Origin of the sequence: Pseudoflavonifractor gallinarum (assembly GCF_014982855.1) — a bacterium.
Taxonomy (GTDB): domain Bacteria; phylum Bacillota; class Clostridia; order Oscillospirales; family Oscillospiraceae; genus Pseudoflavonifractor_A; species Pseudoflavonifractor_A gallinarum.
In genome coordinates this window covers 13,673-27,218 of record NZ_JADCKF010000010.1, presented here as the reverse complement: position 1 = coordinate 27,218, position 13,546 = coordinate 13,673, and the positions used below count along the sequence as shown (strand labels likewise).

The window sequence follows — 13,546 nt, the reverse complement described above, 5'->3', positions numbered from 1 at the left end:
CACTTTCCCTGAACACATTCATAAAAAGGATTCCTCCAAATCAGAACGTTGGATGGTGAAGCAAATGTAACAGAAATTCCTGCGCCTGACCGTCAGCACAGAAACCCGAGGAAATGGATAGCTGCGTTTTGCTCCCGCTGGATTGGTAGCTTCCCGAGGTTGTGCGCCGTTTTTCTGGGGTATCAAACATGGAGAATTCTTTTCCCTGTTACATCAGCGGTGCAAACAGACGGAGAATATCCTGAAACAGATGCACAAAGAAATTGCTGCGGCAGTTTTTCTCCAGAATGGGACGGCAAGTCTGCAAAGTGGTGAGAAAATCCTGCTTGATGTCTCGGACCGCGGAACTGCCGAATAGAAGCGCTCCACACTCAAAGTGGAGATACAAACTGCGGAAATCCAAATTGGTGGTGCCAACGGTGGCAACCCGGTCATCGCATACAAAGGTCTTTGCGTGCATAAAGCCCTTTTCATATTCATAGATCCGGACCCCCGCGCAGACCAAATCCCGATAGTAGGAGCGAGTGGTCATGTGAATGGCCCACTTGTCCCAGCGGTGGGGCGTAATAATCCGCACATCCACACCGCGCTTTGCCGCCAGCGTTAAAGCGGATACCATGCTGTCATCTACAATGAGATAGGGGGTGTTGATATAAACATAGTTCTGGGCCTGATTTAGGATCTGAAGATAGACGTGCTCTCCCACATTTTCCGTGTCCAGAGGGCTGTCGGCGTAGGGCTGCACAAATCCTTCTCCCGAAACGGTACAGAGTTGTTCTGACCGGGGATAATAGATTTGAAAGTCCTCCTGCTGCCCGGTACAGATCTGCCACATCTCCAGAAACATAATGGTAAAACTCCATGCAGCCTTGCCTTCCACCAAAATTCCAGCGTCCTTCCAGTGTCCGTGCTTTTCGATAGCGTTGATATACTCATCGGCCAGATTGATTCCGCCGGTGTAGGCCACTTTTCCATCGATCGAAATAATTTTTCGATGGTCCCGGTTGTTCTGCTTGGCAGTCAGAAAGGGGCGGAAGGGGTTAAAGAGCACACATTCAATTCCAAATTCCCGCAGCTGTTGGGGATAGTTTTGCGGCAACAGGAGAAAGCAGCCAATATCGTCATAAATCAGGCGTACCTTGACGCCTTGGGCGGCCTTTTCTTTCAGAATGGACAGGATGGAGTCCCACATGTGCCCCTCCTGCACAATAAAGAATTCCAGAAAAATATAATGCTCTGCCTGTTCCAGCGCAGGCAACAGGGCCTCAAGAAGCCTTTCACCGGGTGAAAAGTAGCGTACCGAGGTGTGATCGTAAATGGGAAAGCCGGCAGTGTTCTGAAGGTATCGCACCTGAGGGAGCAGCTCTCCCAAGCATTCTTTGGCCGCATCATATCCGGTCCCGGGCAGGGCAAACTGCGCCGCATTCTCTGTTTCTGCGGTGCGGACCTTTTTAGCTAGACTGCGGGTGGGACCCTGAAAATGGAACATGAGATAGAGCAGTCCGCCAAAGAGCGGAAAGAGCAGGATCAGAAAGACCCAGGCGGTTTTATAGGCGGCCTTATCTCGCCTGGATACAATATGCAGCGCCGTTAAAAAGCTCAGGATCGTCAGTACTGCATTTAAAGTTTGTGAGATCCGCCCGCCCCGGACCAGCAGATGGATCAGAAATGCGGCCTGAGCGACCAGCAGGAGGATCACCAGAATCCGTCGGCGAAATAGTTGCCGAAACCATTTCTGATTCATACATGGCCCTCCTTTCCCTTTTGTCGCTTCAGATAGATATAGTAGAGCATGGTCGACAAAACAGCCAAACCAACAGATAATGCCGCAGAGATCCAAAAGGCAGGCGAGGATGGATCCTGAATGCTGAGGCCCATAAAGGTGGCCAATATCATTCCTGGAAGGATTCCCAGGGTACCTCCCAGAAGATTATGAAAAAAAGGGGTGTGGGTAGCGCCCAGATACATGGTAACAAGATCTCCGGGCAGACAACTGATAGCGCGCAGGAAAAAGCAGAGAAAGAGGGAATGGTTCTGCTGTTTTTCCATAATAGTTTGAAATTTGGGATATTTCTGGGTCAGTTTGCTCACCTGACGGAGACCTAAAGCGCGGCCGATCCAGTAGGGAATGGTCAGTACGATCCATATTCCAAGGGAATTGATGACCAAGGCAGTGATGGTGGGGAAGAGATATCCAGCAGCCATTTCTAATAGGAGCAGAGGAAAGAAAATAGTTGCGCTCTTCAGTCCATAGCACAACAGAAGGAGGCCAGCGGCCAGAAGAGGATTTTTTGATGGGAAGGTTACGAGTGTGTCCAAGGAAATGCCGGAACGCAGGACCAAAACAACAGCAAGTCCCAAAAGGACCCCACCCAGGATATATGCTGCTGCATAAAACCACCTTGGACGATGTTTTCTCATGGCGGACCCCTTTTAAAAGAGGAAGGACTGCCCGTGGGCAGTCTCTCTCCAACAGGACAACCAGCCCGAAAGCGGATGAAATGTCAAGTGAAATCCTCCTATCTGTCTTATGTGAGGAATATTGTAATCATAAAATCAGATTGTTTCATTGGGCAAAGCCCTGCTTGCGTTACACTTTTCCTCAGTTCCATTGTTAGTGTTACATTTTGCGACAAAACCAGCCGTTTGTCCCATGATTTTTGGGAGAGAATTCTTGACAAAGAGCCGCTTTCTCGGTAAAGTGAAGTCACTCTTTGCACTGCATTACATTCCATTTGGAATGCAAGCTCAACAGTACAAACTGAACAGGCGATGACCAGCGGGTCATTTGCCGGGCCAGAATGGCAGCAGACATGAAGCATCTGCGGGACAGTTGTATGCCCCGCAGGTGCTTTTTATATTCACTTGGGGAAACGAGAACTTTGAATGTGTGCGGATAAGAGCAATCCCTGATCATCCACTATGAGTAAGAGGAGTTTCCATGAACACAGTAAAAAAGAAGACCGACACCGTGTCCCGCAGGAATGCCGTGGATGAAGCGGCTGCAATCCGTAAGATGTCATTTGTCAGTGTTGCCGGCAACGCAGTGCTGTCTGGATTCAAATTGTTTGCCGGGATCACAGGCAACTCCGGCGCCATGATCTCCGATTCGATCCACTCCTTTTCCGATGTGATCACCACGGTGATCGCCTGGATCGGCGTAAAGGTCTCCAAGAAAGAAGCGGATTCCGACCATCCTTATGGGCATGAGCGCATGGAGTGCATCGCATCCCTGCTGCTGGGGATCGTTTTGCTGGCGACTGGACTGGGCGTCGGCAAGGTGGGTGTGGAACACATCATTTCCGGCAGCTATGAGACCCTTGCCATCCCCAGCGCGATCGCTCTGGTGGCCGCCATCGTCTCTATTGTGAGCAAGGAAGCCATGTATTGGTACACTCGTTATTATGCCAGGCTGATCCACTCCTCAGCATTTTTGGCGGATGCCCGGCACCATCGTTCCGACGCCTTTTCTTCCATCGGCTCCCTCATCGGCATCGGCGGTGCCATGCTGGGCTTTCCTGTGATGGACTCTGTGGCCAGTGTGGTGATCTGCCTGTTCATTGTGAAGGCTTCTTACGATATTTTGAAAGACGGCGTGGTCAAACTGCTGGACACCTCCTGTGGGAAAAGCTATGAGGCGCAAATGGAACAATACATTGCTACGCAGGAAGGTGTGGTCCATGTGGATTCGCTCCGTTCCAGAATGTTTGGAAACAAGGTCTATATTGATCTGGAGATCCAGGTGGATGGGGAAAAGTCCTTACGGGATGCCCATGAGGTGGCGGAGCATGTCCATGATGTAGTAGAACAGACCTTCCCGGATGTGAAGCATATTATGATCCATTTAAATCCAGCCAATGGAGTTGGCTGATTCCCATAAGACGACTGCACAGAACAGATTGGGACACAAAGACGGATTTGTCCAAAGATGAAATGTCGAATTGAGTTGAGAATATTCCGGCGATATGATATACTTACCACTATGTAAGGGAGTAGTCAGCACTTTGGTGTGGTGATACCAACATACTGGAACTTTCCTGGTATTATCTTAAATGACGAGACTTATCTGTTTGGGCAGGTAAGTCTCTTTTTTTATCTGCCGGAAGAATTTCTTTTGGTCGGTAACCCTGTGAGAATCGGGAACCCATGACAATTTTATCGGTCATTACTTTGGTGCCAAATACAAATCAAATTTCGAACCGGCAGACGGAATCATATTGTTTCTCATAGGAGCTTTGATTTTGGTGGAGCATTTTCGGATGTGATGAAAGGAGACTGTGTATGGCAGATTCCAATATTACAAAGCGGGCATTGGCGGCTTCTTTGAAAGAACTGATGATGGAGCAGCCCTTTGATAAAATCAATGTGGCGCAGATCTGTGAGCGCTGCAACATGAATCGAAAGAGCTTCTACTATCATTTCAAAGACAAGTATGATCTTGTAAATTGGATTTTTGATACAGAATTTATTGAACTTCTCAAACATGAAAATTTGAGTATCAGTTATAGGGAACACTGGGTTTTTATCGAGAAGATTTGTGGGTATTTTTACCAGAACCATTCATTTTATCGTAAAGCGCTACAGATCAAGGGACAAAATTCCTTCAGCGATCATTTCCAGGAGTATATGCGGCCGTTTATAGCGGAGCGCATTTCCAGTTTGTTTGGAGGGGAGCAAGTAGACGAATTTACTTTGGATTTTTTTGGCGATGCGGTGATATGTACCATGGAGCGATGGCTGCGGACCAAAGAATGTATGCCGCCGGAGCAGTTCGTGGAAAAAGTAAAGCGGCTCACAGAAAAATGTGCGCATTTTATCTGTCAGGAGATGTCTCAAATGGAACAAGCCCCTTTTTGATGGAGGAGCATAAGAATGCAAATAAATATCTCTTGACCAAAAGGGAAGTGACAGAAGATACCTTATCACCCAAGCAGATTACGATCGCCACCACAGACCGCTCGTCGGATATAAAATATAATTGGAGGAAAAGGGAATGTGGTTAGTGGCAGCAATTTTATCATCCGTTTTTGCAGGATTAACTGCCATTCTTGCAAAATGTGGGATCAAAAAAACAGACTCTGATATTGCAACCGCTATACGGACCGTGGTTGTACTGGTGTTTTCTTGGCTGATGGTTTTTGTGGTCGGTTCTGCTGGTACCATCACACAGATCAATTCAAGTTCATTGTTGTTTTTGATATTGTCCGGGGCTGCAACGGGTGCTTCTTGGATATGCTATTTCAAAGCACTGTCTATCGGCGATGTAAACAAGGTCGTTCCCATTGACAAATCCAGCACGATCCTCTCTGTCCTGCTGGCAATCATTTGTTTTGGGGAGACAGAACATCTCCTCATGAAATTGATCAGCACGTTCCTACTGGGTGTGGGGATCATTTTGATGGTGGAGAAAAAGAAAACCAACCGTGAGGTCACAGATCATACATACATTTTCTATGCAATTGGCTCAGCGGTGTTTGCTGCACTGACATCCATTCTGGGAAAGATCGGCATAACTGGAGTGGAATCGAATCTGGGGACAGCAATCCGAACGGTCGTTGTTTTGATCATGGCATGGGGAATTGTCTTTATGAAGGGCAAGCAATCCCAACTCCGGCATCTTGATCATAAAGAATTGGTCTTTTTGTTCTTTTCCGGTATTGCAACGGGCGCTTCGTGGCTGTGTTATTACTATGCCATTCAAAACGGAGTGGTAAGTATTGTTGTTCCTATTGATAAAATGAGCATCCTTCTCACAATTGCATTTTCCTATTTCGTGTTTGGAGAGAAGCTGAGTAAAAGAGCTGGAGTTGGTCTTTTTCTTATGACAGTTGGAACGCTGACGATGACCTGCTTCGGATAGCGTTTAAAAGAGGTACGAATAGGAAAACAAGCGGTTTTCTTCGGACAAAGAGAGAGCGCATCGCATGGACATTGCGATGCGCTCTCTTTTCTCTTATCGAGAGGATGCCGGTACAGATTTGGGATAGGCTTGCCGAAGAAGGGCGATCAGCCCCTCCTGGAACAGATCGCCGAAGGGGGCGCGGTCGGGATGATCCAGAGCAAACAACTGCCCTTTCTCATCAAAGAATGCACAACAGGAGTCATCCGAGATAATCTCGTCCAGATTTTGGGTGTCGCAAGAGAGTTCCCAAGGGACGGTATGATAGGATTGTCCCTTTCTCACTTGTATGGCCGCCTGATGGGCCAGATGCTGAATGTTTACCGGGCAGCCCGGCTTAGCCGCCAGTGCGGTGAATAGGGGATGCAGCTGCTGGGCCTCATTGAACAGATCTCCATTCAGGATGAATTGCAGATCTTTCTGTGAGTAGGGGTAATAGACCGAATAGGGCAGCTGAGCATTTCGCAGCATCGTACAGACCTCATCGGCTCCATCCTCCCACCGAACCACAGGCATGAGGTGCTTGAGGGGGAGGATTTCATCCAAAATCGCATGGTTTATATCTTCCGACCGACAGAAAAGGAAAAACGCACTGTCAGGATGGCGCTCGATCAGGGGGAACAGCTCCAGTGGATCGCTGTGAGACAAGAAAATCCAACTGTAAATTCCAAGCTGCTCTCCCTCTTGGATGGCGAGGTCATATTGAGGGAGGTGAGTGGAATAGGGATCATCCATTAGAAAGAGCACCGTCCAGGGGATGTTGAAGCCCAGGCGCTTTTCATTCATGCGGATGCGCTGGGCACCCCAGGTGCAGCTGTTATAGCCCAGGTTCATGCCGAACTTTACCAGGTGTTCTGTCTCGATGTGGTTGACGGCATCCTCAATCAGTGTATAGTATGCGCTTTCCTCATGCTCCAGCATCGTGCGGGCTGTCTGAAAAAAGTGGCTCTGAAATCGGCCGTCTGAAAAGTGCAGTGCCATATCCACTAAGTTCCGAATGCTCCGTTTGGGGTTTTCTTTCAGTCCCTTCAAGGTTTGCCGGACGGTGGTCTCAATTAAGATGCGGGACATGCTGTTTTCCATAGATGGGTCTCCTTCCCGGATAGCTGTATATGACTAAGAGATAAAAAAAGCTTAGTGCCACATGAGCGCAGGAACAAGGGACAATTGATACACTTTGTCCCAAAAAGTAACGGCGGCTATGGGATGTCGTAATTTTTGACTGGCAATGTATTATGTCCCGTGACTTTTCGTGGTGATTCCCTATAATGTGCCTTAACCAGCCGGAATTAGGCAATGAAAGGATGATTCATATGAACGTGAAAGACAATATGCAGAACTTTGCCATTCATCAGGCATTGAAGTACATTGAAGGGAACCCGGAGGAGAACATCCCAAAGCTCATGTCCTTGGTGGACCGGTTTACACCGGAGGGGTGGTATCAGAGCCAGCGGGATGCCATCCGTCAGGTCATTGAGGAAAAGAACAACTGGTATCAGTTGATTCTGCGGATCTACGAGCTGGACCCCGGTGTGCGCCGCGCTTTTTTTCAGAACTTCCTGTTCAACGCCAGCCTGAAGGGCAGCGCTACCCAAGATGAGGTCAAAGCCCGTGAGAATTGCAATGTTCCCTGGGCCATTCTGCTAGACCCCACCTCTGCTTGCAATATGCACTGCACCGGCTGCTGGGCGGCTGAGTACGGAAACCAGCTCAATCTCAGCCTGGAAACCATCGACTCCATCATCCGTCAGGGCAAGGAACTTGGCACCTATATGTATATCTATACCGGCGGCGAGCCCATGGTGCGGAAGTCGGATCTTATCAAGCTGTGTGAGATGCACCCGGACTGCGAGTTCCTCGCCTTCACCAACGGAACCTTGATCGACGAGGACTTCTGTAAGGAGATGCTGCGGGTGAAGAATTTTGTCCCCGCCATTTCTCTGGAGGGCTTTGAGGAGGCCAACGACTCCCGCCGGGGCAAGGGTGTGTATCAGAAAGTCAAACAGGCCATGACTCTTTTGAAGGAACATCATCTTCCCTTCGGCATCTCCACCTGCTATACCAGCCGGAACTATGCGGATATTACCAGCGAGGCGTTCTTTGACTACATCATCGACAGTGGCGCCCTGTTTGTCTGGTTCTTCCACTATATGCCCGTGGGCAATGACGCAGCCACCGAGCTGCTGCCTACCCCGGAGCAGCGGAAAGAGGTATACCACCGAATTCGGGAGTTCCGCCAGAGTAAGGCCATCTTCTCTATGGATTTTCAGAACGATGCGGAATATGTGGGTGGCTGCATCGCCGGCGGCCGGAACTACCTGCACATCAATGCCAAAGGCGATGTGGAGCCCTGCGTATTCATCCACTACTCCAACTGCAATATCCACGACACCAGTCTGCTGAACGCCCTCAAGAGTCCGATCTTCATGGCGTACCACGACAACCAGCCGTTCAATGAAAACATGCTGCGGCCTTGCCCCATGCTGGAAAATCCCGAGGCGCTGCGGGCTATGGTGAAAAAGACCGGCGCTGTGAGCACCGACTACCAGAGTCCGGAGAGCGTGGACCACCTCTGCGATAAGACGACGCCCTATGCGGAAAGCTGGAAGGGCACGGCGGAGGAGCTTTGGAAAGGATGCGGCAGCTGCACTGCCTGCGGAAAAAAGGAGTAACGTAAGATGGCTCCCTATCAGATCTTTACCGATGCAACGGCGGATTGCAGCCCCCAATGGCTTGCATCACTGCCCCCTGTCGGTATCGTCCCGATGCGAGTTGAGATCGGTGGTCAGGAATATACATATGGCCCGGACGGCACAATTTCAGCCCAAAGGTTTTATGACCTCCAAAAGGAAGGAAATTATGCCTCCACCTCGCAGATCACCCCCATCCAATATTTCCAGTCTTTTGAACCGGTACTGAGGGCGGGAAACGACATTTTGTATTTGTGTTTCTCCTCCGGCATGTCCGGGACCTTTCAGTCTGCTCAAGTGTGTGCGGAGGAATTGCGAGAGGAATACCCGGAGCGGAACATCATATGTCTGGATACACGATGTGCCTCGGTGGGAGAAGGATTTCTGGTCTGCGAGGCGGCCCGGAGGCAGGCTGAGGGATATACCCTGGATGAACTGGCCGGATGGGTGAGCCGGCATCGTCTGGAGGTCTGTCATTGGTTTACAGTGGATGTGTTTGACCATTTGCGGCGGGGCGGACGGGTGTCTGCCGGGACTGCGGTCCTTGGAACGGCTCTGCAGATCAAGCCGCTCCTCCATGTGAACCAGGACGGAGAACTGGCTGTGGTGGAGAAACCAAGGGGGCGAAAGCAGGCCATCAAGGCCCAGTTGGCCAAAATGGAACAGGGCTGGTCGCCTGAGATGGGAAAAACGGTTGTCGTGGGCCACGGTGCTTGTCCAGATGGCGCACAGGCCTTACAGACTGCTATTCAGGAGCGATTTCCGGAAGCGAAGGTCTTCACAGCAGATATTGGGCCTATCATTGGGGCACACACCGGCCCTGGTATGCTGGCACTGATTTATTGGGGAAACACACGCTGATTGATATCGTATGTGAGCAAGTGAGCAGGCGTCTCTTTTGGGAAAGAGACGCCTGCTTCATCATCGACTGTGTATAAGCCGTCACCAGTCCTGTGCACCGCCAATCTGCGTCCCGGAAATTCACTCGGTCAAAGGTAAAGGAGCTTACGGATAGGGTAGACATTATATCTTCAAGTTATGGCTTTGGAGCATGGGAATCAGTTGCTGGTTATGAGGCGCTATGGTATGATATGGATTACTTACCGCGGCCATCCGAACCTGATTTGACGAACAGAATGGAGAACCATATGAGAGAAGTAGACCCAAAGAGCACCTCCCGGGCACAGGCCTTTGCACTCTGGATGAAGGCGCCCATGCCCATGGTGACTCTGATGAAAACCTTAGATGTAACTCCGCTGGTGCGCCTGAGCCGGAAACGGGGCTATAGGTTCAATATGCTCCTGTGCTGGTGCATTGGAAAGGCGGCGGCCGGGATGGAGGACTTTTACCTCCTTCCGGTGGGCGACAAGCTGATGCAGTACGACCGCCTGGCCGTCAACACGGTGGTGACCACCCGGGACGGCGGCATCGCCACCTGTGATATTCCCGTTTCCTCGGATCTGGAGCAATTCAGCCGGGATTACCGGAAGCTTACCGGACAGGTCCACGAGAGCGGGGAGAGTTTTGAGCTGGGCGAGGAGTATATGGTCATCGGCACCTCCGCCCTGGCGAGGTATGAGATCGACGGTGCGGTGAACATTTATGCCGGATGCTATAACAACCCCTTCCTCATCTGGGGCAAATACCGGAAAAGGTGGCTGCGGGCCACCCTGCCGGTGTCCTTCCAGTTCCATCACACCCAAATGGACGGCATCCCCGCGGCGGAATTTTTAGAGCGGCTGCAGCGGCAGATCAAAGAAATTTAGCATTTCCCCTTGACTCTGACGCTCCGTCAACTGATACCCTATCCTCAGGGAGGGATGTTTATGGAGTATTCCATTCAGGAGCTGTCGCGCCTGTCCGGGGTGACCACCCGCACCCTGCGCTGGTACGACCAGATCGGCCTGCTGAAGCCCAGCCGGGTGGCGGAGAGCGGCTACCGCTACTACAGCGGGGCGGAGGTGGACCGGCTGCAGGACATTCTCTATTACCGGGCCCTCGGGGTGGAGCTGGCCCAAATCAAGGAATGTCTGGATAATCCCTCCTTTGACCGTCTGGCCGCCCTGCGCAGCCATCTTGCTGCATTGGAGATGGAGCGGGAACGGCTGGAGCAGCTCATCCGGTCGGTGAAAGACACCATCGGAGCGGAAGAAAGGAAGGAAATCATGAGCGACGAGCAGAAATTTGAGGTGTTCAAGCAGCGCACGGTAGCCCATAACGAGGAGGTTTACGGAGCGGAGATCCGTGCCAAGTATGGCGATAAAGAGGTGGACGAGGCCAACGCGGTGGTAATGAACCTGACCCGGGAACAGTATCAGGAGTGGACGGACCTGGGCCGGGAAATCCAAGAGCGTCTGGAGGCTGCCGTCCGGGCAGGGCTGTCCCCGGAGAGTGAGGAGGGAAGGAAGGTCACCACCCTCCACCGCCGGTGGCTCACCATCACCGGGAACCGGTATGACCAGGCGAAACACCGGGGGATCACGGAGCTCTATGTGATGGATGAGCGGTTTACCGCCTACTATGACAAACAGGTACCCGGCTGCGCCCGCTTCCTGCGGGATGCTGTGGTCTATTGGGCAAAATAAAACAGGCTCAGGGCTGCGCCTAGTGCGCAGCCAATCAAATGCAAGCCTCCCATCCTCTGTTGTTTTCTTGACAGCAGAGGATGGGAGGCTTTCTATCATGCAGGAGGTCTGCGGCCCTACCGTTATTCCGCATGACTGATGTCTTTGTGCCGTACGCAGGACTCAATAATGTCGGCGATCATCTCCACCTCATCGGCGCAGTCCTGCCGCAGCCACTCCTTGACGATGGCGATGATGCCCTCCACATAGTAGGCCATGTAATAGGGGCGGTGGGCGGACGGGACCTCAAACCGCTCCAGAATGGGGCTGAGGATATGCTGTTTCAGTTCCCCGTATCGCGTATGAGCCTGCATGCTGCGTGGGTTCCGGAATGCCGCCCGGTAGACCTTTTTGTTGTCCCGGATAAAGCGGAGATAGGGGAGAAGATATTCCCGGGTGACCAACACAAGGTCTTCCCGCGCTAGGCTGCCCATATTCCCCAGAATTTCTTCTTCCTGCTGGGGGAAATAGGAGAGAAAGCGCTGGTTGATCATCTCCAAGGTCTCACTCACCAGGTCGGCGATGGTCTCATAGTGCAGGTAGAAGGTGGAGCGGTTCACACCGGCCTGGTGACAGATCTCTTTCACCGTGATGTATTCCAGGTCCTTCTCCTCCAGCAGGGCCAGGAGGGCCTCATCCATCCGCAGGGCGGTATTGAAGTATTTGCTTTCGGACTTGTTCATCTGCCGCCCTCCTCTCATTTTACTCGGCGGATTCGCTGATCTCCCGGGCCAGCTGCATGATCTCAAAAGCATACTTTTCCTTGCCGACCCGGAGAAGTTTTTTATAGATGGGGTAGTTGAGCCCCACGCCGACAAGCCCCAGAACGCCCAGGAGGACCCCGGCTCCCGTCATGAGAACGCCGCCTCCTCCGATCACATGCATGGAAAGGCACATCCCCAGGCCGAGGACCAGCGCCATCCCGATACCGAAGCCATAGGCGAAGAGAGTCGCCGCGCGCTTTGCTTTCCAATCCAGCTTTCTCAGGGCGACGACCTTGGAGGTATCCTTGGGGGCATATTCATTGGCAATGGCTTCCGCAAAAATTTTATCCGTGTTCATGGTATTATTCTCCTCGTATGATCCATTCTCTGCAGCTGCTGATATGATCATAGGGGATATAAGGCGAAAAGAGAACAACACGGTTTGGGTTTTGTGCTGATTTCAAAAACGGCATCGCAAAAAAGAGCCGCACGCCCACATTTTCCTGCAGATTGCGGTAGAAGAACTGGTAGTCATACCGGTGGAATACACCGTGGGAGAAGATGGGCAGCTCATAGACATTCAGACCCACCTGGCGGTGATAGGGGACAAAGAACCGGGCGTCCTGGTCGTAGATCCCTTTTTCCATGTTGGTGGCGCCTAGGAAATCGCTTTTGGTGGTGTCATCGTCCATGGACATGTTTTACTTCTTTTCCACCGGGATCCAGATCTCACAGTAGTAGTCCTGATCCTGGGTGCCATTTTCAAATTTGCTGGCATCGCTGTACAGCTCCACATTGATGCCCGCAGCGATCTTATAGTCGGGGTTCGTGGGCAGCCACTGGGAGAAGATCTGCTGGTTCAGCCCCTGGAGCGCCTGGGGCATCCGGCCGGTGCAGGGGAACACCGCCCAGGTGTGGGCCGGGATGGTGCGGGTGGTGAAGCCATCCGGGATCTCTTTGGCGGGATCGTAGTTGTCAGCGATGAGATATTCAAACTCATTGCCGCCCATGCTCTCGTCCAGGTTGATGCCGTACATGCCGCACACCACCTTGCCGCCGCCGGTGCCGAAATGCTCCGCCCAGAACTGGGGGACCTGAGCCACGGCCTCCTCATACTTGAACGTCTTTGCCCGGCAGAGCACGGTAAAGGCCTCTTTTTTCATAATCTTGCAATCCATGTTTTGACCACCTTCCAATGTCACGTTGATTCGAAGCGGAGCAAAGGAACGGACCGCGCCTCCGCTTTTTCGCAGTGCGGCAGGTGTAAGGCCATGGAAACGGGCAAAGGCCCTGGTAAAGCTGTCCGGCGCGTCATAGCCGAACTCCAGCGCGATGTCGATGATCTTCCGGTCCGTCGTGAGGACCTCCAGCCCGGCGGCGGAGAGCCGGCGCTGGCGGATATAGTCGCCCACCGTCATGCCGCACAGCATGGCAAAGCCCTTCTGAAAGTAAAAGGGGGACAGGGCCGCCTGCTGGGCGACATCCCGGATGGTCAGCTCCTCCCGGAGATGCGCCTCGATATACCCGATGGCCTGATGAATGCTTGTTACCCAATCCATTGGTCACACCGTCCTTCTGTCCTCCAGCATACCGGAAACGGGCGGTTCCTGCCCGATTTTCCGTGCTCAT

14 protein-coding genes and 1 riboswitch are annotated in these 13,546 nt (G+C 51.9%); of the genes, 7 read left to right on the top strand and 7 right to left on the bottom strand.

Features of this window, described 5'->3' with window-relative positions; all coding sequences use genetic code 11:
- Nucleotides 1–208: 208 nt before the first annotated feature.
- Nucleotides 209–1,744 carry a cardiolipin synthase gene (cls, locus tag INF37_RS11265; protein ID WP_193538374.1) on the bottom strand — a complete coding sequence of 512 codons (1,536 nt, stop codon included), beginning with the start codon at nt 1,742–1,744 and terminating at the stop codon, nt 209–211.
- Nucleotides 1,741–2,421, bottom strand: a complete 681-nt coding sequence (locus INF37_RS11260; RefSeq protein ID WP_193538373.1) for a TVP38/TMEM64 family protein — start codon at nt 2,419–2,421, stop codon at nt 1,741–1,743. Before INF37_RS11260 ends, cls begins: the two co-directional genes overlap by 4 nt.
- 330 nt (nt 2,422–2,751) lie before the next feature.
- Nucleotides 2,752–2,835: riboswitch (NiCo riboswitch) on the top strand.
- 106 nt (nt 2,836–2,941) lie between these two features.
- Between INF37_RS11260 and INF37_RS11255 the strand changes: the two genes are divergently transcribed.
- The 3 genes from INF37_RS11255 (at nt 2,942) to INF37_RS11245 (ending at nt 5,860) form a co-directional block, all read left to right on the top strand.
- The gene (locus tag INF37_RS11255) at nt 2,942–3,871 is read left to right on the top strand and encodes a cation diffusion facilitator family transporter (protein WP_193538372.1); all 930 of its coding nucleotides are present in this window, start codon (nt 2,942–2,944) and stop codon (nt 3,869–3,871) included.
- Nucleotides 3,872–4,281: 410 nt separating this feature from the next.
- A complete protein-coding gene (locus INF37_RS11250; RefSeq protein WP_193538371.1) occupies nt 4,282–4,857 on the top strand; it encodes a TetR/AcrR family transcriptional regulator C-terminal domain-containing protein in 576 nt (191 codons plus the stop codon).
- A 136-nt stretch (nt 4,858–4,993) separates the two neighbouring features.
- Nucleotides 4,994–5,860 carry an EamA family transporter gene (locus INF37_RS11245; RefSeq protein WP_193538370.1) on the top strand — a complete coding sequence of 289 codons (867 nt, stop codon included), beginning with the start codon at nt 4,994–4,996 and terminating at the stop codon, nt 5,858–5,860.
- A gap of 93 nt (nt 5,861–5,953) precedes the next feature.
- On the opposite strand, the gene INF37_RS11240 is transcribed toward INF37_RS11245, so the two are convergent.
- Nucleotides 5,954–6,982, bottom strand: a complete 1,029-nt coding sequence (locus INF37_RS11240; RefSeq protein ID WP_193538369.1) for a hypothetical protein — start codon at nt 6,980–6,982, stop codon at nt 5,954–5,956.
- Between the two features lie 230 nt (nt 6,983–7,212).
- Between INF37_RS11240 and INF37_RS11235 the strand changes: the two genes are divergently transcribed.
- The 4 genes from INF37_RS11235 to INF37_RS11220 all read left to right on the top strand — a co-directional run bounded on the left by INF37_RS11235 (nt 7,213) and on the right by INF37_RS11220 (nt 11,174).
- A complete protein-coding gene (locus tag INF37_RS11235) occupies nt 7,213–8,571 on the top strand; it encodes a radical SAM protein (protein WP_193538368.1) in 1,359 nt (452 codons plus the stop codon).
- A gap of 6 nt (nt 8,572–8,577) precedes the next feature.
- Nucleotides 8,578–9,450, top strand: coding sequence for a DegV family protein (locus tag INF37_RS11230; RefSeq protein WP_193538367.1), 873 nt, complete (start codon nt 8,578–8,580; stop codon nt 9,448–9,450).
- Between the two features lie 287 nt (nt 9,451–9,737).
- Nucleotides 9,738–10,355, top strand: a complete 618-nt coding sequence (locus tag INF37_RS11225; RefSeq protein ID WP_193538366.1) for a CatA-like O-acetyltransferase, family 2 — start codon at nt 9,738–9,740, stop codon at nt 10,353–10,355.
- A gap of 60 nt (nt 10,356–10,415) precedes the next feature.
- The gene (locus INF37_RS11220; protein ID WP_193538365.1) at nt 10,416–11,174 is read left to right on the top strand and encodes a MerR family transcriptional regulator; all 759 of its coding nucleotides are present in this window, start codon (nt 10,416–10,418) and stop codon (nt 11,172–11,174) included.
- A gap of 122 nt (nt 11,175–11,296) precedes the next feature.
- On the opposite strand, the gene INF37_RS11215 is transcribed toward INF37_RS11220, so the two are convergent.
- The 4 genes from INF37_RS11215 to INF37_RS11200 are packed head-to-tail and all read right to left on the bottom strand — an operon-like array spanning nt 11,297 to nt 13,476.
- Nucleotides 11,297–11,896 (bottom strand): TetR/AcrR family transcriptional regulator, encoded by a 600-nt coding sequence (locus tag INF37_RS11215; protein WP_193538363.1) that lies wholly within the window; start codon nt 11,894–11,896, stop codon nt 11,297–11,299.
- A 19-nt stretch (nt 11,897–11,915) separates the two neighbouring features.
- A complete protein-coding gene (locus INF37_RS11210) occupies nt 11,916–12,275 on the bottom strand; it encodes a dihydropteridine reductase (protein WP_193538361.1) in 360 nt (119 codons plus the stop codon).
- Nucleotides 12,276–12,279: 4 nt separating this feature from the next.
- On the bottom strand, nt 12,280–12,615 hold the full coding sequence (locus INF37_RS11205; RefSeq protein ID WP_186964352.1) for a hypothetical protein: 336 nt from the start codon (nt 12,613–12,615) through the stop codon (nt 12,280–12,282).
- Between the two features lie 3 nt (nt 12,616–12,618).
- Nucleotides 12,619–13,476: an AraC family transcriptional regulator gene (locus INF37_RS11200; RefSeq protein WP_193538360.1), complete on the bottom strand. Its 858-nt coding sequence runs from the start codon at nt 13,474–13,476 to the stop codon at nt 12,619–12,621.
- Between the last annotated feature and the right edge of the window lie 70 nt (nt 13,477–13,546).